Origin of the sequence: Streptococcus pantholopis (assembly GCF_001642085.1) — a bacterium.
Classification (GTDB): Bacteria; Bacillota; Bacilli; order Lactobacillales; family Streptococcaceae; genus Streptococcus; species Streptococcus pantholopis.
On the sequence record NZ_CP014699.1, the window covers coordinates 1284712 to 1305989 of the forward strand.

The 21278-nt window shown below is 43.6% G+C and carries 15 protein-coding genes; 1 reads left to right on the plus strand and 14 read right to left on the minus strand.

Translation table 11 applies throughout. The features are described 5' to 3' along the window. Positions 1-39: 39 nt before the first annotated feature. The gene (locus A0O21_RS05970) at positions 40-684 is read right to left on the minus strand and encodes an alpha/beta fold hydrolase (RefSeq protein ID WP_067062800.1); all 645 of its coding nucleotides are present in this window, start codon (positions 682-684) and stop codon (positions 40-42) included. Next, entirely contained in the window at positions 675-1427 is a 753-nt protein-coding gene (locus tag A0O21_RS05975) for a PHP domain-containing protein (RefSeq protein ID WP_067062804.1), read from the minus strand. The genes A0O21_RS05970 and A0O21_RS05975 overlap by 10 nt, the downstream gene beginning before the upstream one ends. A 406-nt stretch (positions 1428-1833) precedes the next feature. Between A0O21_RS05975 and A0O21_RS11195 the strand changes: the two genes are divergently transcribed. Beyond that, a complete protein-coding gene (locus A0O21_RS11195; RefSeq protein WP_067062808.1) occupies positions 1834-2979 on the plus strand; it encodes a cobalamin-independent methionine synthase II family protein in 1146 nt (381 codons plus the stop codon). Between the two features lie 132 nt (positions 2980-3111). Here A0O21_RS11195 and A0O21_RS10645 read toward each other — a convergent pair whose 3' ends face one another. The 12 genes from A0O21_RS10645 to atpD all read right to left on the minus strand — a co-directional run bounded on the left by A0O21_RS10645 (position 3112) and on the right by atpD (position 21118). After that, on the minus strand, positions 3112-3531 hold the full coding sequence (locus A0O21_RS10645; protein WP_082854422.1) for an alpha/beta fold hydrolase: 420 nt from the start codon (positions 3529-3531) through the stop codon (positions 3112-3114). 479 nt (positions 3532-4010) lie between these two features. After that, positions 4011-7646, minus strand: a complete 3636-nt coding sequence (gene addA / locus A0O21_RS05990) for a helicase-exonuclease AddAB subunit AddA (RefSeq protein WP_067062813.1) — start codon at positions 7644-7646, stop codon at positions 4011-4013. Between the two features lie 159 nt (positions 7647-7805). Then, positions 7806-11048: an ATP-dependent nuclease subunit B gene (gene rexB / locus A0O21_RS05995; RefSeq protein WP_067062818.1), complete on the minus strand. Its 3243-nt coding sequence runs from the start codon at positions 11046-11048 to the stop codon at positions 7806-7808. A 678-nt stretch (positions 11049-11726) separates the two neighbouring features. After that, the gene (gene pheT / locus A0O21_RS06000; RefSeq protein WP_067062821.1) at positions 11727-14132 is read right to left on the minus strand and encodes a phenylalanine--tRNA ligase subunit beta; all 2406 of its coding nucleotides are present in this window, start codon (positions 14130-14132) and stop codon (positions 11727-11729) included. 18 nt (positions 14133-14150) lie between these two features. Next, positions 14151-14666 carry a GNAT family N-acetyltransferase gene (locus A0O21_RS10740; protein ID WP_067065179.1) on the minus strand — a complete coding sequence of 172 codons (516 nt, stop codon included), beginning with the start codon at positions 14664-14666 and terminating at the stop codon, positions 14151-14153. A 182-nt stretch (positions 14667-14848) separates the two neighbouring features. Beyond that, positions 14849-15892: a phenylalanine--tRNA ligase subunit alpha gene (pheS, locus tag A0O21_RS06010; protein WP_067062826.1), complete on the minus strand. Its 1044-nt coding sequence runs from the start codon at positions 15890-15892 to the stop codon at positions 14849-14851. A 328-nt stretch (positions 15893-16220) separates the two neighbouring features. Then, complete coding sequence (locus A0O21_RS06015) at positions 16221-17081, minus strand: DNA/RNA non-specific endonuclease (protein WP_099092218.1); 861 nt, start codon at positions 17079-17081, stop codon at positions 16221-16223. A gap of 153 nt (positions 17082-17234) precedes the next feature. Beyond that, the gene (locus A0O21_RS06020; RefSeq protein WP_067062834.1) at positions 17235-17423 is read right to left on the minus strand and encodes a DNA-directed RNA polymerase subunit beta; all 189 of its coding nucleotides are present in this window, start codon (positions 17421-17423) and stop codon (positions 17235-17237) included. A gap of 5 nt (positions 17424-17428) precedes the next feature. Further along, entirely contained in the window at positions 17429-18697 is a 1269-nt protein-coding gene (gene murA / locus A0O21_RS06025; protein ID WP_067062838.1) for a UDP-N-acetylglucosamine 1-carboxyvinyltransferase, read from the minus strand. A gap of 63 nt (positions 18698-18760) precedes the next feature. Then, the gene (locus A0O21_RS06030) at positions 18761-18997 is read right to left on the minus strand and encodes a DUF1146 family protein (protein ID WP_067062842.1); all 237 of its coding nucleotides are present in this window, start codon (positions 18995-18997) and stop codon (positions 18761-18763) included. Positions 18998-19282: 285 nt separating this feature from the next. Continuing rightward, positions 19283-19699 carry a F0F1 ATP synthase subunit epsilon gene (locus A0O21_RS06035; RefSeq protein WP_067062845.1) on the minus strand — a complete coding sequence of 139 codons (417 nt, stop codon included), beginning with the start codon at positions 19697-19699 and terminating at the stop codon, positions 19283-19285. Between the two features lie 12 nt (positions 19700-19711). Continuing rightward, positions 19712-21118, minus strand: coding sequence for a F0F1 ATP synthase subunit beta (atpD, locus tag A0O21_RS06040; protein WP_067062849.1), 1407 nt, complete (start codon positions 21116-21118; stop codon positions 19712-19714). Positions 21119-21278 lie beyond the last annotated feature (160 nt).

Genomic DNA, 21278 nt, shown 5'->3' on the forward strand with positions numbered 1-21278 from the left:
AAGTTCTCATTCCTTGTCAAGCAAAGGATAGCGACCTTCCTAGTCAACTGTCCCACTCTCTTTTATCTGTTTGAGAAACTTTCTGATAATCACCGCTAATTCCTCGGGGCAGTCACGGTTGAGCTCATGACCGCCCTGAGGTATAAGTGCAAGGTCAGCATCTTCCGGCAAGGCTGACATGGCTTTAGCTGCCGGCAAATTGAAGGTATCTTTCTCCCCGCAGATAATCTGGACTGGGAGTTTGGTTTCTGTCAGCTCCCGACTGAGATCAAAATCTGACAAACTGCTGTAAAATGAATTAAGACCTTTCTTATCCATTCCTTGTTTTTTCAGAATAAAAGCAGGCATGACTTTAAAAATTAAGCGCTGCAGCTGATAAAAACAATTACTTTTCAGCTTATACTGACCGGCAATAAGTACCAGGCCTTTTAGATTAGGCAGATTGTATTTAAGCATAGCAAGTGCCAAAACGGCTCCTAGTGACAGGCCAATTAAAATAATATCCTGATCCTTTTTTTGCTCCAGTTCCTGCTTCAGTCTGTTTTCTATTTGATAAAAATCAGTCGGCAGTCCCTCATCAGCAAATAAATTAACAGTTATAGTCTGATAGTTGGGCAGAGCCTGAATAACCGGCTGCCAGACTTTTTGATTCTGTCCCAGTCCGTGTAAAAAAATCAGCTGCATGTCTCATCTCCAATTAACTGATCAGCGGAGATACCGTATTCGTCCAATATCTTTTGAATGTCTGAGAAGTGCAGTCTAAAGTGCTCCAGACGGTGCCCGTCTGAACCGACAGAATATCTGTCACAGCCCATTTTTTTAAGCAGCCCCAGCGCGTAGCGGTAGAGAGGCTCGTGATGGTAAAGATACATGCTTTTAGCGTTCAGCTCAAAAGCTAAACCGCAGTCAATCATCTTTTGGAAAATGCGGCAGAGCTGGATTTCATAGGCTTTTAGTTCTTCAGCTGAGATATCAAACAGACGAAAACCATAGTCAAAATGGGCTAACACATCTGCTTCTACACGGCCAATGGCATATTCCAGTCGGTCCAAATAATCTTGGATAACAGTAGGTCTGTCCATAAGGGCTACTTCATCATCAAGATAATCATTAATGCCATTGTGATGAACTGAGAGAAGCTTTAAATCGTAGTCCTTATCAGCCAAATACGCCAGAATATCGGCTTCACGAGGCTGATAATAGCCAATCTCAATGCCCCGCCTGATACGGTTGCCATAGCGTCGCTTAAGTTCCTCTATTTCCTTAGAATAGGCTTCATAATCAGGGATATCATCTTGCTGGCTGTAAGGATTGGATAAGTCATAATGCTCAGTCGTTACAATTTCACCATTATAATGTTCCAAATAATCACGAAAATTTGCATCTGAATCGTAAGAAAAATGAGTGTGTAAATGATTATCGCGCATATTTCCCTCCCACAAAATATAAGAGTTTAGCCGTGTTGAGTTCCATTAAGATAGAAAGCCCGTGAAAAGCTTACAGCAAAAATAGGAGCCTGACCGAGGAGTCACTAAAGACTCTAGGGAAGGCTATACTCACAGAGCAGCCACATTCGTATGTCAGCTTACGCTTCCTACGACTGCGTCTCTTTTTTGCAAAGAGCTTAGGGCGTGTTCAGTTCACCAAGATACCAAAGACTCTTTAAAAATCTATTGCAGTCTTTACTTTATTTTAACATAGGATATGAACAAAAGCATCTGAGTTTTAAGATATAGTTTTAAACTATACCTCCTTTGTAAATTTAACTATTTTTCAAACAGGCTTTCTTTCGTTAAAATGGTAGCAACATATTATAGGATTGAGGTGTTCATTATGAGTCAATCGAAATTTCAACTGGTAGGGTCTCTTCTGAGGCCGTCTGAGCTCCGCCGCTATAAGACGGCTATTGAAAAGCGGGATGATATTACCTACCCTTTTTATGACCATTTTACCGGTTATCAGGAAACTGAAAAAGCGGCTATTCAGGCTGTTATTGCCCAGCAAAAAGAAAACGGTATTGATATACTGACTGACGGTGAGTATTCTAAATCGATGTGGCATCTGGATTTTATCTGGGGGTTAAAAGGTATTGAGCGCTATATCGCAGATCATGGCTATACTTTTAAGGATCATGACGGAGGCCAATACGAAACACGAAAGGATATCGGCATCCGCATTACAGAACCGCTCTCGGGCAAGAATCACCATTTTCTGGATATTTACAAATTGCTCAAAGCTGAAGCCGGAGAGACTGATACTAAGCTGACTGTCTGGGGGCCGGCTCATGCTTATACAGAATTGGCCATTTTTGATGGTTTGGCTGGACCTGGCCAAGTTTATGAAAGCAATGAAGCTCTCAAAAAAGGATTAATCAAAGCTTATAAAGAGTTTTTAACAGAATATAAGGCAGCAGGAGGCGAAATTATCCAATTTGATGACTGTTTGTGGGAACTGTTTGACCAAAGTAATCCAACAAGCTTTTTTGCAGACGGCAATGCTGCTTTAACGGATTTGGCTGATGAATTTATCCAAATCAATAATGAAGTAGTCGACTTCGGGCACCAATTAGGACTTAAGGTTTGGACCCACAATTGCCGCGGCAATTATGAAAGCCGTTCTGCTTCAGGCGGAAGCTATGAGGCGATAGCAGAGAAATTCCTGCATGATCAGCATTATGACCGCTTCTTTTTGGAATGGGACAGCGATGTTTCCGGTGATTTGAAAGCTCTTGCGTCCCTTAAAGATTCAGATGCTGAAGTGGTTTTGGGTCTGCTTTCCAGTAAAACGACTGATTTAGATGACGAGGAACGCGCTTTGCGTCTGCTCGAAGAAGCCAGCCAAATCTTGCCTAAAGAACGGCTCCTGCTTTCGCATCAATGCGGTTTTGCTTCCTGCGATTCTGGAAATGAGCTGGCTATCCCGCAGCAATGGGCTAAAATCAGGCAAGGTCAAGAAATTGCTGAAAAATTCTGGACTTAAACAGGATTGCTGCTGAGCTTAAGAGACAAAACTCAGTTTTGCGGCTTACTTAAAAGAAAAAACTGAGACAGTTCTCCATGATTGCCAAGCAATTATGGAGAACTATCTCAGTCTTTTTTATTAAAACAAGTGTCAGGAGTTTTGCAAGAAACGAATCAGCATCTTCTTTTCTGTATCCGTCAAATCATGAAGATGTCCTCTGTTTTTCAGTTCATAGCAATTACAGTGGGGGAGAAGAATTTTTGCCTGAGCAAGGATGTATTGACTTGGGAAAAAACAGTCCTTCTCAGCTGCAATGACCAGAACCGGAGCCTTATAGACTTTTAAGACAGCTTTACTGGTATTTGGCGGCATTTTGATTTTTATTTTGACATGGTCAAAACTATCTTTCAAAGAAGCCAAAAAGGCTTCATTCTTTGAAAAGCTGCTCTGAGTCATGATATGAGCAGCTTTTTTAAGATAGCTGTCTTTTTTTGTAAACTGGTACAAGCTTAGGGGCAGAGCCATTTGAAAAAGAGCACCGCTCATTTTATTATTAATAGCTGAAGGCATTTCTAAAACAGCTTTTTCCGGGCTGGCCTATAATATCGACAGAATAGATATGAAAGTCCGAGAATAAATTCTCCTGCAGCAGGAGATTAAAAGCAGCTGACATGTTTCCGCCGTGAAAAAACAGAAGCGGCCGGCCTGAAATATTGCCCGTTTCAATAACATGCGTTCGGCCGTACGATGTAGAGATACTGTAGTCCTGTTATGCGGCTGCTAAGAAGGGGCAGCTGATAATCATACAGGTCATGTGAGAGTTTACGGCTTAAGGCACTTTTATAGACAGCCATCCCAAACCTCCTTTAAACAAGATACAAAGCCCGTTAAAAACGCAAAGTAAAAATGACGGTAAGCCAGAAATCTTCGGTTTCGTCGGCGCACCTCTGCCAGAATGACTAGCTAACTCGAAATCAATTCTAAACTGAGATATATCTTTTTTACACAGCGTTTAGGGCCTGTTCAATTCAGGCTGCTCAACCTTAAAATCAGAGTTTAAGAACCTCCAATTTTTCTCCGCCCAGCAAAACCAAATATTGATCAACACATTCCATGCTGTAGGATCGGCTTAAGGCCTCTGCATACAGAGCCATCTGGCCTTGGTAGCGCTGCTTAATGGTCTGCGGATTTGTGAATTTATCGGTTTTGTAATCAAAGAGCACCAGACGGTCTGATAAAAGGATATAGCCGTCAATAATTCCGCGGACAACAAACTTTTCTTGACTGGCTGGATCATCTTTAAGCATAGCAAACGGAGCTTCTCTGTGCACCTTATCGGCATTTTTTTGGATAAGCTGACCAAGTTCTGTCTGTTCAAAGAAGGTTAAAATTTTATCAACTTGAATACTGTCCTTTACCGCCTGATCGACATTTAATTCTGCCATAGCAGCCGTCATATCGGACATTGTGACTTTTTTAGAAAGAGGCAGGCGCTGCAGGAGTTCGTGAACAGCAGACCCAAGCGCAGCAGCATCTGCCTTCTGCCGCTGTGAAAAATCGGGGAGCTTAAATGTAGGAGAGGTTTGGTAAAGACTGTCAGCCACAGCCACTCCTTCTCTGTCCAAGACCGGCTCATAAAGTTTTTTAATCTGACTCGGTGTCCGAACTGTCGGCAGTGTAATGGCAGCTTCATAGCGCTCGTTTAATTGTTCAACGGTTTCTAACATGGCTAGAGCTTGCTGCAGCTCTTCAAGTCGGGTGCTTTTTGCCTTTTTCGAGATGAGATCTGAAGATGGTTTTTGAAGCCTTCCAATCGGCTCCGTTTTTAAATCCTCATCTGTTACAAATCGTATTTTCAGATGCAGATCTTCTTGACTGTAGGCTGCCTGAACAGCAAGAACCCAGTCCTGAAAACTTTTGGCCTGTTCGCGATCAGACACTGGTAAAAACTGTCCTTGAGGGCTGTCAGCTGACCAGCGGCTGTCCCATTTTTCCTGACTGCCCTTGCCGACCAAATAAAGTTTCTGCTCTGCCCGAGTCATCGCGACATAGAGAAGCCGCATTTGTTCTGACAGTGCTGCGAGTTTCAGTTCCTGCTGATTGATTTGATAAGGTAACGTTTCCATGCGAACTCTGACAGAGGGCAAACTGTTTTCTTCTAACTCTTGCTTCATGTCTGCAGTATATTTGATACCAGCCCCATTTTGACGGCTGAGTATAATAGGGGAGCGGGAATCAGCCGGACTGAATTTTTTGTCCATATTGAGCAGAAAAACATATTTGAATTCCAGCCCTTTACTCTTGTGGATTGTCATCAAATTCACAGCATGTTTAGGAGCCGCGACTTCGACATCAGCCAAATCATTATCTGTCTCCAAAATTTTATCAATCATTGTGATAAAGCGGGACAAACCTTTAAAACCATTTTTTTCAAACTGGTCAGCACGCAAAGCCAAGGCATATAAATTGGCCTGAGCCTGCCTGCCGTTTGGATAAGAAGCGACATAATCATAGTAAAAACAATCATTATAGATTTTCCAGATTAAATCATAGAGCAGATGCAGTCCGGCAAAATCGCGCCAGCTGCGAAAGACTTTGAGAAAAGCTTCCACTTTCATCTGCAGTTCAGGGTAAATAAGCTCCATATGCTGACCGCGCCTGCCGGAAACATTTTCAATTTTTTCATAGAAATTCTGCTGCTGTCCGTCCTTGAGTGTCTGTAAGGACAGACGTGCCAATTCGTCCTCATCGAAGGCAAACATTGGGGAACGCAAAAGAGCGACTAGGGCATAGTCATTAAGCGGGTTGTCAATACTGCGCAAGGTGTCCAGCATCACCATCACTTCGACAGATTTCAAATAATTCTGCTCTCCGCCGTCAGCAACCAAAGGAATACCAAATTTGTTAAAGGTCTGCACAATATCATCATTGCGTGTTCTGGCAGCAACCAGCAGACTGATATCTTCAAAAGCAACCCCTTGCTCATTATGCAGACGGATAATTTCCTGAGCAACCAATTTAACTTCTCCGGGACTTATCAAATCATCTGACAGCTCTTCTTCTGCTTGTGTTTGACTGTCTGTATCATAAATCAAAAATTCTGTCTCATTCTGCGGACGTGAAAGCTGCTGTCCTGCGCTGCCGGCAACCAATTTGTGGTTTTTATCATAAAGAATATCACCGATCTGTTCATCCATCAGATGGCTAAAAAGGCTGTTAACAGAGTCTAAAACGGTTACATGGCTGCGGAAGTTCTCTTTTAAAATAATGAGACGCCCTGTGTCCGGATTTTCCTGAAACTCCTTAAATTTTTGATTAAAAATTTGGGGATCAGCCTGCCGAAATCGATAGATAGACTGTTTCATATCTCCTACCATAAAACGGTTGCAACCATTAGATAAGAGCTCCAGCAGCCGCTCCTGCATATGATTGGTATCTTGATATTCATCCACCATGACTTCATAATAGTTATCCTGATAAGCACGGCGAATCGTTTCATTTTCTTCCAAAATAGCAATAGCAAAATGGGCAATATCAGTAAACTCAAAAACACTTTCCTGAATTTTAGCCTGCAGATACTGCTGAGAAAAATCAAGGACAAAAGCCTGTAACAATTCCAGCAAAGGCAGACTTTCAGCTTGATAACTTAAGACAGTCTCCAAGTGCCGAAAACTGTTCAGTCGGCTGTGCAATTCCTTAAAAACCGGGTACTTTCTGCCGGCAACTGTTACGGCAGAACCGGCAGGAAGGAGGTCAGTAACATCGCCTATAAAATCAGGCAGACTGCCCCTGCCGTAATTCTCAGCAAAATGCAGAGCCCCATTCGATAGATGTTCTATAATACGGAGATGCTTTTGATAGGCCGCAGTCAACTTTCCTTTGCTCGTATACTTTTTATAATCTTCTAATTCTGTCACATCTCGCAGACTGTCTGCAGCTTCCTGCATCGCAGCAAGCAAATTGCTGATAAACAGTTCGGGGACAGAATCAGTATCGGTATAAGTCTGAGCCCCTTTTAAAAAGACGTCCTGCAGCCATTTCTTAGGATTACTGGTCGACTGACTGAAAGCATGAATCTGATAGACAACCTGTTTAAAGGCCTGCAGATCTTTACGATAGCCGGAGAAATTTTTAACTAATTTACGGAAAAGATGAGCCTGCCTGCCTCGGCTGTAGTCGCTGAAGAGATCGCTGAAGACTTCATCTTTAAGAATATCCTGCTCGCTTTTATCCTGTATAATCCGATAGTTAGGTGCAATCCCCAATATATAGCCATAGCGATTAAGAATTTGCTGAGTAAAAGCATCCATTGTTCCAATATCAGCAACAGGAAGACTGGAAAGCTGCTCACTCAAATACTGTTTAAGCGCCTTATCATCTGTTTCCTGCAAGGCTTCTCTCAGTTTTTTTTCCAAACGTTCTTTCAGTTCTCCGGCAGCTTTTACTGTAAAAGTGGAAATAAATAAACGATCCACACTTATCCCGCATAAAATTTGGCTGATAATCCTCTCAACCATTACGAATGTTTTTCCGGAACCTGCAGAAGCAGAAACAAGAATATTGCTGCCTTGTGTATAAATAGCCTCAATCTGCTCAGCTGTACGCTTTTGACTGCGCTGAGACTGAGCTTCCCTAAGCTGCAGCTCTTTAATCTCCTGATCTGTCAAAAATGACTTAAAAGACATTCCCCCTCCTTTTACACACAAGATACAAAGCCCGTTAAGAACGCAAAAGGAAAATAGGGGACTGACTGACGAATCACCAGATTCTAAGTCAGGCCATCTTTTTCCCGCAGCGTTTAGGGCTGACGGTAACTAAGCCGGCCCATTAACATGGGGCAGCGTCTATTTCTTCTCTTCTTTATCCTTTTCATCTCGCATTAATTTCAGAAATCCTTCCCGCTTTTCTTTCTGCGGTAATTTCAGAAGCCGTCTGGCATATCCTAAATCCTGATCAGCACTGAAACGTGTAATTGCCTTGAGCTGATCGCCCTGAACGGTGCGGCCGTCCTCACTGTAAGGATTAATGAGAAACTTGCCTTGCCGGATTCGGTCAGCAGCTTTAAGATATAAGGATTTATTATACTGAAGCAAAAGAGCTAACTCTGATTGACTGTAAAGAGACTGATGCAGGTGGTAGAGATTTTTAGGAAGTTTTTCACTTTCACTATCTAAAAAAAGGCCTCTGTAGGTTAATTCCTTATGCAGTTCTCCCACAATACCGCCAATAGCTTTCACCTTGTTCAAATCAATCTGAGGTTCCTGCATTTGCAGGTACATAGCTCCAAAAACAGACTGACCTGCTGCTAGCTGCTGATTATCATATAAAGCTGCCAGATAAGTGACCAGCTGAGGACTCAAACCATTATAAAAACGGCCGATATCAAAAGAATTTCTACTGGACTTATAATCCACAATCCCAAGGCTCCCGTCTGCCAGAGCATCAATTCGGTCAATGATGCCCTGAACAGTAACCTGTCTGTCCAGTGTAAAACTAAAGTTCTGCTCCTGGCTTTGAACGCTGAAAGGACTGATTTGTGCCAATACAGCACCTGTGCTTTTGGCAATGTCTTCTAAAACAGTCAAAATATAACGGCTCTCCGCATTTTCTTCATAAACATCCCGGAAACGTTTATCTTGGTTAACGACTGTCAGCGCCTCTTCTAATTTTTGGTCAAAAGAACGGTCTGATTTGTCCTGCATCAGCAGTTCAAAAACTTTGTGCAGGTAAGTGCCATGATAGCGCACATCAGGGTGAATGCTGTCCTGCTCCTGCAGTCCTAGCACATACTGTAAGAAGTATTTATACTGATTAGTATAAAAAACAGTCAAAGCTGACGCTGATAAATTAAGCGGCTGATTGTCAGGAAAACGCAGCCGCATCACTTCATCAGCAACCGTCTTAGTGCTCAGATGATGAAGCGGTTCTGGAAGAGTCAGATTATCCTGATTCAGCTGGCTCTGTATGTACTGTGCGGCTTCTGACCAGAAGGAAGGCGTTTTCTCAAGAAGATCTTCCTTAATCAAAATGTTGTCAAAGCCAAGCAGACTGGACAGAACTTTTTTATGATAGCTAATAGCAAACGGACCGGTTAACTGCTCTGCCGGTCCTTTTTCCACAATTGGGACACCCATTTCCGCTAACTCAAGCAGGTAAGGCGATATGTCATCTGCAGCTTCATTTAAAATCTGCGGCATACTGAGGACCAATTCCTGCTGAGCCGCTGCAAAAAGCGACAAGGCAAGAAAATGGTTTTTCTTCATATTTTCCTGACTGACAATGGCAAAATGCCGGCCTTCCGGCGCAGCCGCATTAACTCTTCCTCTTTCTTCATCTGAAATAAGACTGAAATTACGGGACATTTTAGGAAAATTTGTCCGGGTCATGCCCAAGGCAAAGACAAACCTGTTGCTGTGGGGCTCAATTAAGTCATAAGATTTAACATGAACCACATCAAGAGTTGCCGGCACTAAACGGTACTGGGCAGTCAGTATACCACTTTTCAACAGTGTCAAAAATTCCGCTAGGCTGAGTTTTTCCTGACCGAAAACAGTCTGAAACTGCTCTAAGATCTTAGTAAAAGTCTGCCAGACCTGCTCATGCTGTTCAGCTTCTGCTTGAGGTAAATCAATCGTCAGTTTCGTAAAATTATCAGTAAAATGGGCAGTATCCAGCAAAGACAGAAATTTTTTCAGGAGCGATTTTCCCTGCTGCTTCTGACTTTTGAAAAAGGTCTGCAAAGGCGCAGTAAGCTGCTGCCGCATTGCATTTAAAGCAGCTAAAGAGTACTTCCCCTGATTATTGCTGGTGAAATCTTTGGTAAATCTGGCCTGCCCTTTAATATCCGCATAGAGAAGATACTGAACAAATTTATCGGAAGCCTCCTGACTCAAAGTTCCGAAAAGTCTCGACTGAAGCAGATTAATCATATCTTCTGTTCGCCAATTATAACGTTTAAGGCGTTCTAAAGATTCAATAAAGCGAACAAGCGGGTGGCTGCTCATGGTCTCTGCCTTGCCAAAATAATATGGGATTTCATATTTATCGAAAATCTTGCCCAGCTGTAAGCGGTAAGCATCGACATCACCCAGCAGCACAGAAATATCTTTGTAGCGGTAACCCTCAGATAATTTCTGCCGGATAGCCAGAGCCAGATGCTCAACCTCTTCTTTTTGGTTAACAGCCTGCCAAATGCTGACATGCTGTTTATCTTCCTCATTTAAAACAGAAAAAGGACTTTCGGTAAAATCATGCTTTGCCTCAAAGAGACGGGAAAGACGAGCTAAGCTGTCCAGTCCTTTAGCAGGTCCTTCAGTATAAGCTGGCTCAGCCTGAAATTTCTCAGCTAAGGCAGCCAAAAAACTCAGACTGGCTTCGTACACATTGCCGGCTGTAAATGAGGCTCTATAGGCCTTTTGGCTGATATAAGTTCCAATAACAATATCAGCGCATTTACCATGCAAGAGTTCAATTAAGTGCTCTTCTTCTGCAGAAAAACGAGTAAAGCCATCTATAATCAGCACAGTGTTCTTCAGACTTTCATCTACAATCCCAGACTCCACTTTTTGGGCAAAATAAGCCAGAGGACTTTGATTGCTATAGCCGCCAAGTTCCAAAAGATCTTCAGCAGCTGTTAAAATCTTCCGTAAATCCTCCTCTTTCTCCGGTGAATCCAAATCTCTTAAATCTGCAGCTGCTAAGTTAGCTGTCTTTAATTCTTGATACAGTTCCACCAGCTGCCGGATAAAATTAGGATCCTGCCGTAAACCGCTGTAAACTTTCAAATCTTCCGGCGCAAAGGCCGTTAAGGCGCGGTAAAACAGCATAGACAGGCCCGTATCATCAAGTGCCTGCTGGGGTTTATAGTCATTTAAAGTAAAATAACGAGCCATTTGCACAAAACGTGTTACTGTAATAGCAAAGGAGGCCTGAGCAGGCAAAACCTGCAAAACAGCTCTTTCTTTTTCAAAAGACAGCGAGCTGGGGGCAATGTAAAAAACACGCTTCCCTTCTTCCGAAAAAGCATAGGCCTTTTGTGCCAGAATGTCTGTTATATTATATTGAATATCTGTATAAAGCAGCTGCATAATACTCCTTTGCCCTGATATCTGTTTTGTTCTTGAAACCTGCCTAACTCTCGTTTAAGACAGGATGCGGCTTAAAAGAATAAACAGATATATTACTGTCGCCAAACAAAATCTGAAAATCACTGAAACAATCTCATTTAAGAACAGAAGTCAAATAAAGAGACAGCCAATTTCGGCCCTATCTCTTATAAAAGGTGAAATTTAAGGTTTTCCTGTCTTTTTATTATATCAAAAAGACAGCCTGACTGCTTTGTTTTAGCTAGGGCTAGTCAGAAAAACTCTACAGGGCAGCTGAGCATTTCAGCACCGAAAGCCTTACAATATAGAAGACCGCTTAGACCAACAGCCGCCTCTAACAGCTAAATAGCATAAGGCTTTGGGAGCGGCTCCCCTAGGTGCTCTCACTCCGCACTCAGAAATTAAAATCTATGGATTTGAAACTCTGCTTCACTGACCTCTGTAGGTTTTGCCGCCTTAAATGATGACTCCTCCCTTCTGGTTGTTCTGGCAGAGGGGCGTCTGCGAAATCACAGATTTCGGACTTTCCGTCTTTTTGTTTTGAGTCTTGTAGCTTGTAAAAAAAAGATTGGGAGCACCCAATCTTTTTTCATTTCTCAGCTGCTGAAAAAGCGGTTAGCACTGTTTCTTTTACCGCAGTCTTGTTTTGCAGGGTTTATTTTAGCGAATCTCTGCACCGATACGCTCAGTCAGGGCTCCTGTGATTTTTTCCATATATTTGGCAACATCATCATCGGTTAGATTTGCTGCAGGATTTTGGAAAGTCAGATTGTAGGCCATCGATTTCTTATCCTTTTCAATATGGTTCCCCTCATAGACATCAAAGAGTTTTACTGCCGATAAATATTTGATATTTGCTGATGCAATCGTCTCAAGCACTTCTTTATGGCTGACGGTTTTATCCAGTAAAAGCGCAATGTCCCGTGAAACACTTGGAAATTTGACTATCTCTTGGAAGACTTTAGCGGGCTGAATTTTAGCCGAAAGAGCGTTTAAACTCAATTCAGCCACATAGGTTTCCGGGATTTCATAGGCTTTAGCGGTACGCGGATGAACCTGACCTAAATAGCCTATTGTCTGACCATCTAATAAAATCAAGGCTGTACGGCCGGGATGCATACTGCTGAGCGCCTTGCTGGCTGCAAAATCGAAATGAAGGCCCAGTTTATCGGCCAGTGTTTCAATGATTCCTTTTATATAAAAGAAATCAACAGGAAGAGTGGGTGTTTGAAAATCTTTTTGAGCAACTAAACCAGAGACCGCCACTGCAAATCTGTCGACCTCCTTTGGCAGCTCTTCCTTAGGACTGCCGGTTTGTTCAAAGATCTTGCCAATCTCATAAACAGCAATATCGGTATTTTTACGAGCCGCATTATAGGCGATTGTATCAAGCATTCCGGCAACCATATTCTGCCGCAGAGCAGATCGCTCTGTACTCATCGGCCACATCAGTTCTGTCAGCTGACTGGGCTGAACAGTGAATTCCAGAGCCTTATCAGGTCTTGTCAAGGCATAAGAGATAATTTCTGATAAGCCGGCTCCTTCGGCAATCGTCCGTACCTTGCGGCGCAGTTTCTGCACTTGTGTCAGCTCTCCAAGCGTTCCGGCTGTTTCCGGTAAGGTCGTAGGCAGTTTATCATAGCCGTAAATACGAGCGATTTCTTCTACTAAATCAGCTTGAATCCTAATATCCCAGCGACGTCTAGGAACAGCTACCGTAAAGGCCTCTGCACCGCCGCTCACAGCAAAACCAAGCTGGTCAAAGATAGCTTCAATATCTCTGAAGGTCAGTTCTGTTCCCAAGCGAACATTAACATAGCCAAGACTGCTGGAAACGGCTACCGTATCTGTCGGAAGAAAGCCTGCTTCAACACGGCCCTTAAGCACTGCCCCGCCTGCAATCTCTGCCAGCATAGCTGCAGCAAAGTCAAGGGCTTCTGCAACAGTGGCATAATTAACCCCTTTTTCAAACCGAGCGGAAGATTCCGAACGCAGATTCAGCCGGCTCCCTGTTTTCCGAACCGCTCCAGCATCAAAAACAGCCGCTTCAAGAACAAGACGTTTTGACTGCTGATTAATTTCGGTAGAAAGTCCTCCCATCACACCGCCAAGTGCAACTGCCTGGTCAGCTACAGAGATGACAATATCATCAGAGACTAATTCACGTTTTTGACCGTCCAAAGTCACCAAACTCTCACCGTCACGTGCATCACGCGCTACAATTTCTCTGCCTTTGAATGTATCCAAGTCAAAGGCATGCATGGGCTGGCCAAAATAAAGCAGGATATAATTTGTAATATCAACAATATTATTAATTGGACGGATACCTGCATTCATCAGCAGATTTTGCAGCCACTGAGGGCTGGGGGCGACTGTTACATTTTCAACTACCCGCGCCTGATAGCTTAAGACCTTATCAGATTCAATAGCAACCTCAATCAGATCTGCTGCCTTTTTTTCTGTTTCAATCAGTCTTTTTTCTGGAAAATGAACTTTCTTGTTATAAATGGCTGCCACTTCGTGAGCGACACCGCGCATAGACAGAGCATCTGCCCGGTTAGGTGTGATGGCCAATTCGATAATCTCGTCGTCCCAGTCTAAATAAGGGAAAACACTGCTTCCGGGAACAGCATCATCCGGCAGATAATAAATACCGTCAGCATAAGCTTTGGGGACAACAGAAGCAGAAATCCCCAATTCTTGAAGGGAACAAATCATCCCTAAGGATTCCATGCCGCGAATCTTGCCCTTTTTAATTTTATAGTTGTCAGCAATACGGGCACCGGGAAGAGCTACAATGACCTTAATACCGGCTTTAATATTGGGTGCACCGCAGACAATCTGGCGCAGTTCATCTTCTCCGACATTGACCTGACAGCGGTAAAGATGAGTCTCTGGCACCTTTTCACAGCTGATAACTTCGCCAACCACAATTTTCTTAAGACCTGCGGCTGGGCTTGTAACACCTTCTACTTCAATGCCTGTCACCGACATTTTATCTGAAAGTTCAAGGGCTGTCACATCTAAATCAACAAGTTCCTGCAACCATTTATAACTAACTAACATAATAACCTGACTTTCTTTTTATTTTAACGCTTTTTTCAATAACCAGTCTTTATCCAGCTTATCCCCAACTGCAAACAGATGCTCAGAAAATTTGACAAAACCATACTTAGCATATAAAGACTGGGCTTTTAGATTCTTTTCCCAGACCCCCAGCCATGCCCAGTCGCAGCCGGAAGCCTGAGCCAGCTCAAGTGCGAACTCAAAGAGTTTTTTTCCTAATCCCCGACCTTGAAATTTCCGTAAAATATAGAGACGCTGAATTTCAAAAGCTGAAGGCAGAATTTGCTCAGTCTGAGCTGATCCCCAGTTCACCTTTAAAAAACCAGCCTCCTGACCGTCAAGCAGAAGAAAATACGTATCAGATTCATGACTTTGAAGCTCTTCCTGCAAGACCGGCAGGCTGTAGGCCTGATTAAAAAAGGCTTGAAGCTGTTCCGGACTGTTATCAAACGCAAAGGTTTGACAGAAGGTTTCAATCGCTATTTCCTGCAATAAAGGCAGTTTCTCCGGACTGACTTTATTTATTTCAATCATCTTACACCTCACAAGGTCTGTTTTAACCGGTTGCATCCACTGCAGTTTTGCAGCTCTTTCACTGACCGATCCGGTGGAAACATAGGACACTTATTATATAAATCCGCTCTTAGTCGTTTTAAGACAGGCTCTGTTTGATCAAATCTGTCTGAACCTGCCATTTGCTAAAACAGACAACTGCCCTACTTAAACTGCTGGATGAAACGGATATCTCCTTGGTAAAAATCGCGGATATCATTGATACCGTAGCGCAGCATAGCAATCCGCTCCTGCCCCAGACCAAAAGCAAACCCTGAATATTTCTCAGCATCCACACCGCTCATTTCCAGTACAGACGGATGGACCATACCAGCGCCGAGAATTTCAATCCAGCCCGTTTTCTTACAAACATTGCAGCCCTCTCCCCCGCACTTAAAACAGGAGACATCTACCTCAACTGAGGGTTCGGTAAAAGGGAAATAAGACGGACGCAGCCGAATACGGCGATCCTGTCCAAACATTTTTTGGCTGATTAATTCTAATGTTCCCTTTAAATCTCCCATTGAAATTTGTTCACCGACAACCAGCCCTTCAATTTGATGAAACTGGTGCGAATGGGTCGCATCATCAGTATCCCGGCGAAAAACCCGGCCAGGCGAGATCATCTTCAGCGGTCCCTCGGAAAAATCATGGCTGTCCAGTGTCCTAGCCTGAACAGGACTGGTATGGGTCCGCAGCAGGATATCCTGACTGATATAGAAGGTATCCTGCATATCACGTGCCGGATGGTCTTTGGGCAGGTTCATGCGTTCAAAATTATAATAGTCTTCTTCAACCTCAAGACCATCAACAATCTGATAGCCCATACCTAAGAAAATATCTTCAATTTCTTCACTGATCTGACTGAGAATATGCCGGCTCCCCAGTTTAATCTGCCGCCCCGGAAGCGTAACATCCAGACTTTCAGATTCTAACTGAGCCTGAATTTTAGCCGCCTCAATTATTTTAGCCTGCTCTTCAAAGGCTTTTGTCAGCACATCGCGGACTTCATTTACCTGCTTGCCGACAATCGGACGAGCCTCAGCAGATAATTCTTTCAGCCCCTGCAAGAGTTCCGTCAAAGAGCCCTTTTTCCCTAAAACCTGAACGCGCAGTTCCTGCAATTCCTTAGCATTATCACCGCGCATTTTTGCCAGCTTGGCTTGTGTTGAATTTTTTAAATCTTCTAATCGTTCTTGTAATTCCATCGTCTTTCCTTCCTGTCGGTTAAGTAGGATTATGCTGCAGCATTTTGCCATCAGCTGCCGGACAGCCTGCTGCCATAAAAAAATGCCAACGCTCCTTCATTTCTGCGGAGCGTTGACACGCGGTACCATCCGTTTTCTGCCTGATATTTTACCAAGCCTTAATTGCTAAAGTCCCTGTCTTTGAGTGAATTCACCTTATTTTCATTTAGGAGGTTTCCAGTCGCAGCCCCCTTTCCCTGTCAAACTGCCATAAGGTTACTAGTCTCAGTGACTTCGAATCCTATTCAATTACTATTTATTCTAACAAAATTTTAAAACGTTGACAAGATTAATTCACTAGGATTTCACCCGAATAATAATTGACAGTCAGACCGCTTTGGACATTAGGGACAAAAACATTAAATTCTAAACTGCCGTCCGCTGATTTGGCTTCAAGCTGTGTTCCACTGGCCAAAATATTGTCTCCATCGTAAATTAAAGTCACTCGGTAACGGACACGTTTATGACTGTCCAGAGCTTTTCTGACAAGACTTTCATAATAGTTTTGCCCGGTTGCGTCTGCTGAAGAAGCCTGATTAGCCCAAGCAAGCTGTGTGGCAATATTATCTGGATTGCTTGTTGAAGCATCATAGCCCCGAAGCCCTCCCACCAGAGAATAAGCCAGCAAATGCCCCCGGTCGACAGCGTGATCGTAAGGACCAGATAAATTTTGAATTTGATGCCAGCCCGGAGGTGTCCAAGAATTTGTGCGATTGCCAGTCTCCTGCCGGCTTTTATACTGTCTGGTTGATTTTGTCAAAAGAGCATTGGCAACTGTCGGAACCTTTTCCCCCTGAACGGTCTTTGTTTTATTATTGGCATAAGGGGCGCTGGAAACCCTGGCATTTAAATCGGTCTGGTTATTATTGATAATATAGGCGCCTGCGCCATTCCATTGGATGGAAGAGCCGAGCTGCTTTTTGACATTTTCTGTTAAGACCGTTTCTGCTAAAGACTGATCCGGTCTTTTAGCCTGTAGATCTGAACCGTTGGAAGAAGGAGCTGAAGACGGTTCAGCAATAAAATCAGTCAGCTCCTTAAAAAACGGATTATTGGAAAGTGGTGTTCCGCCCGCTAACAGGCTTCCGCCTAAAAGAAGCAGAAAAAGTAGGAGAGAAAGGATAGACTTTTCTCTTCTCTTATTCTTCAATGCAGTCCCTCCTCCATCAAGATACAAAGCCCGTTAAGAACGCAAAAGGAAAATAGGGGACTGACTGACGAATCGCCAGATTCTAAGTCAGGACATCTTTTTCCCGCAGCGTTTAGGGCGTGTTCCGTTTCAACAGGAAAAAGCAGGCCCAGCCTACTTTCCCGTGAATTTACTGATAAGTTCCTGCCATTTGTCAGGCGACAGCAGGGCAAAAGGATTTTCGCCGTCTCCTATAAAACTGTAGCCAAGCATCAGACCGACAGCAAAACATAAAAGACATAAAAGAGCAATAAAGAAAACAAGCAGTAACTGTTTAAGGACATATTTCCAGCCGCTATTCATAATGATTAACCTGTAACTCGTTGAATTTTAGCACCTAACTGAGCTAATTTTTGGTGAAAATGGTAGTAGCCGCGATCCAGATGTGTCAGCTTCCCTACAGTTGTTCTGCCTTTAGCAACCATTCCTGTAAGAATCAAGGCAGCACTGGCCCGAAGATCTGTTGACATCACAGGTGCCCCCTGCAGTTCTTCGCCGCCGTGAATCATCGCTGTATCACGTAAAATTTCTGAATGCAGCCGCATCCGGCGCATTTCTTCTAAATGCTGGAAGCGGTTTTCAAAGACTGTCTCAATCATAGTAGACTCGCCTTTGACAACAGCCATTAAAGCTGTAAACTGAGCCTGCATATCTGTTGGGAAACCAGGATGGGGCATCGTTTTAACAGTCACCGGTCTCAGTTTTTTGACATCGGACTTCACCCGAATACCTTTCTCCTCATCTGTCACTTCCACTCCCATCTCACGAAGTTTCGAAATCAAGGGCCGATTATGTTCCCAGACAGCATCTCTGATTAAAACATTGCCTGAGGTCATCGCTGCTGCGACCATAAAAGTACCTGCCTCAATCCGGTCCTGAACCACATCATGATCGGCACCGTGAAGCCGGTCAACCCCTGTAATCACCAGAGTTTCTGTCCCGGCTCCTTTGACATTGGCTCCCATTTTATTCAGCAAAAGGGCTAAATCAACAATTTCGGGTTCCCGTGCAGCATTTTCAATAATGGTTACACCTTCAGCCAAGGTTGCTGCCATCATCAGATTCTGCGTTGCACCTACAGAAGGAAAATCCATATAAATCGTTGTGCCATGGAGTCTGGAAGCCGTCGCAGTGATATCTCCTCCTGACTGGCGAATCTCTGCTCCCATCGCTTCCAAGCCTTTCAAATGCAAATCAATCGGCCGGCTGCCGATGGTACAGCCGCCAGGCATCGACACTTTAGCATGCCCGTTACGGGCCAAGATAGGGCCGAGAACGACAATCGAAGCCCGCATCTGACTGACATACTCATAAGGAGCAACATCTAAAATATCTCCGGAAGCATCAACAGTCACCATATTCTGATCTTCATCAAAATCAACAGAAATATTCAGACCTCTGACGACATGATTCATGGTAAAAACATCTGAAAGAATGGGAACATTTGTTAATCTCGTTTTGCCTTCCGTCGGTAAAATGGTTGCAGCCAGCAAAGGAAGCACAGCATTTTTTGCCCCCTCAATGACGACTTCACCTTCTAAGCGGGTATGACCGCCTTCAATTATTATCTTATCCACCTTTTTCTCCATTTCTTAAGACCTAATACTTAAAATTATATCATAGTTTGGAGAATTCTGCCCTTATTGTAGTATAAAAAAGAGGTTCTGACTGATTTCAATAACTTCCAGCATTAAGTGACTGACCAGATAGCCTAAGGCGGCGCTTAACAAAATCACAAAAAGCCTGAGACGCCTGATATTTTCAGGCGTCATTTTAATGGCATTATGCCAGTCAAAAACACTGGTCAGCAGCTGGAAAAAAAGAATAGTAAAAAAAAGATGCGACGCTAAAGCGATAATATTATTAATGATTTCCATAAGAGTTATTATAACAAAAAGTCACACTTACTGCAGTATTTCTAATGACATCAGACAAACTGCAGTTTTAACTTCTGAAAAGTCTGCTAATTTTGAAACAAAAACGCTATAAAAAAGTTGTTTAGCCTATCAATAGCTAAATTCCATTCATCTTGCTTATGCTAAATACAGCAGTTCAGCACACAAAGCTTTTAGAAAGGAGAAAATTCTTATTTTTTCTTTCTTAAATAAAAAGATTGAAGAAAACCATTCCTTGAGTAAAGGTGAATTTCTTCAATCCAGCTATTATTTATTTCCGACACTAATACGGTTAAGAGCACGTCGTAAAGCGACCTGAGCACGGCGGACTTCATCGATATTATCAGTACTCTCTGCTTCTTCAATTTCACGTTCGGCCCGCTGTTTAGCCCGCTCAGCACGGCTGATATCAATATCCCGGGCCCGTTCAGCTGAATCGGCCACAATGGTTACCAAATTATTTTTAACTTCTATGATTCCGCCATGTACGGCTACCCAATCTTCATGTTTTTCATCATCAATCCGCTGGATTTTCATCTCATGGACGTCAAGCGGAGCAATTAAATTGATGTGATCCGGCAAAATGCCCGTTTCTCCATCCAAAGTCTTCACAGAAATAAATCTGGCATGGTGGTCATAACGGATACCATCCGGAGTTACGACCTGAACTGTCATATATTTCATGAGATCACCTCATTAAAAGCCCATCTTTTTAGCTTTTTCAACAACATCTTCAATCGGACCGACACTGCGAAAAGCATCTTCAGGCAGATCATCGTATTTTCCTTCAAGGATTTCCTTGAAACCGCGGACTGTCTCTGAAACAGGTACATAAGAGCCTGGGAGGCCGGTAAATTGTTCAGCAACATTGAAATTTTGCGACAGGAAGAACTGAATCCGGCGGGCTCTGCCAACCAGTGTTTTCTCCTCATCGGACAGTTCATCCATCCCAAGAATAGCAATAATATCCTGCAGCTCTCGGTAGCGCTGCAGTACACGCTGAACTTCTGTTGCCACATCATAATGCTCTTGGCCGACGATTTCCGGAGCTAAAGCCCTAGAACTTGAAGCCAAAGGATCAACTGCAGGGTAAATCCCCATCTGAGTCAGGCGTCGTTCAAGATTGGTTGTTGAATCCAAGTGGGCAAAAGCTGTCGCCGGTGCTGGATCGGTATAATCATCAGCAGGCACATAAATAGCCTGAATAGAAGTGACAGAACCCTTCTTTGTCGAAGTGATGCGCTCTTGGAGCTGTCCCATTTCCGTCGCCAAAGTCGGCTGGTAACCAACAGCTGACGGCATACGGCCAAGAAGAGCTGAAACTTCTGAACCTGCCTGGGTAAAGCGAAAAATATTATCAATGAAAAGAAGCACATCCTGCCCTTCAACATCACGGAAATATTCAGCGATTGTCAGGCCGGTAAGCGCCACACGCATACGCGCTCCGGGCGGTTCATTCATCTGGCCGAAGACCATAGCAGTCTTTTCAATAACACCCGATTCTTTCATTTCCCAGTAGAGGTCATTCCCCTCACGTGTCCGTTCACCGACACCGGTAAATACAGAAATCCCGCCGTGTTCCTGAGCAATATTGTGAATCAGCTCTTGAATCAAAACGGTTTTACCAACCCCTGCACCGCCAAAGAGTCCGACCTTCCCTCCTTTTAGGTAAGGGGCCAGCAGATCAATCACCTTGATTCCTGTTTCCAGAATTTCTGAGGCCGTAGATAGCTCATCAAACGCTGGAGCCTTTTTATGAATCGGCTGACGCTCTGCCGTTTCTGCAAAGGGTTCAGCCAAATCGATTGTATCGCCGAGCACATTAAAAACGCGGCCTAAGGTCTCTTTGCCGACAGGAACACTGATGGCACGGCCAGTATCAAAAACCTCCAGCCCGCGCGTCAATCCGTCGGTTGACTCCATGGCAATTGTCCGAACTAAACCTTCTCCAAGTTCAAGAGCCACTTCAAGAACAATTCTTTGTGATTTGTCACTATTTTTGTAAACTACCAATGCATTATTAATCTCAGGCAGTTTGTCGTCCTTTGCAAATGCAACATCAACAACCGGGCCGACAACCTGAGCAATTGTGCCAGAACTCATGTCTTTCTCCTTAGTCAAGATACAAAGGCCGTTTAAAGAGCAAAGCAAAAATAGGAGACTAGACGAAGAGCCCAAAAGCTCTAGGACAGGCTATACCCACAGAGCAGCCACATTCGTACGTCAGCTTGCGCTTCCTACGACTGCGTCTCTTTTTTGCACA

Bases quoted from the DNA above. Each gene is read 5' to 3' on its own strand.
- A0O21_RS05970 (WP_067062800.1), bottom strand. From the start codon at position 684: ATGCAGCTGATTTTTTTACACGGACTGGGACAGAATCAAAAAGTCTGG.
- A0O21_RS10645 (WP_082854422.1), bottom strand. From the start codon at position 3,531: ATGCCTTCAGCTATTAATAATAAAATGAGCGGTGCTCTTTTTCAAATG.
- rexB (WP_067062818.1), bottom strand. From the start codon at position 11,048: ATGCAGCTGCTTTATACAGATATTCAATATAATATAACAGACATTCTG.
- pheT (WP_067062821.1), bottom strand. From the start codon at position 14,132: ATGTTAGTTAGTTATAAATGGTTGCAGGAACTTGTTGATTTAGATGTG.
- pheS (WP_067062826.1), bottom strand. From the start codon at position 15,892: ATGGAATTACAAGAACGATTAGAAGATTTAAAAAATTCAACACAAGCC.
- A0O21_RS05975 (WP_067062804.1), bottom strand. From the start codon at position 1,427: ATGCGCGATAATCATTTACACACTCATTTTTCTTACGATTCAGATGCA.
- atpD (WP_067062849.1), bottom strand. From the start codon at position 21,118: ATGAGTTCTGGCACAATTGCTCAGGTTGTCGGCCCGGTTGTTGATGTT.
- A0O21_RS11195 (WP_067062808.1), top strand. From the start codon at position 1,834: ATGAGTCAATCGAAATTTCAACTGGTAGGGTCTCTTCTGAGGCCGTCT.
- A0O21_RS06035 (WP_067062845.1), bottom strand. From the start codon at position 19,699: ATGAAATATATGACAGTTCAGGTCGTAACTCCGGATGGTATCCGTTAT.
- A0O21_RS06020 (WP_067062834.1), bottom strand. From the start codon at position 17,423: ATGAATAGCGGCTGGAAATATGTCCTTAAACAGTTACTGCTTGTTTTC.
- A0O21_RS06030 (WP_067062842.1), bottom strand. From the start codon at position 18,997: ATGGAAATCATTAATAATATTATCGCTTTAGCGTCGCATCTTTTTTTT.
- addA (WP_067062813.1), bottom strand. From the start codon at position 7,646: ATGTCTTTTAAGTCATTTTTGACAGATCAGGAGATTAAAGAGCTGCAG.
- A0O21_RS10740 (WP_067065179.1), bottom strand. From the start codon at position 14,666: ATGATTGAAATAAATAAAGTCAGTCCGGAGAAACTGCCTTTATTGCAG.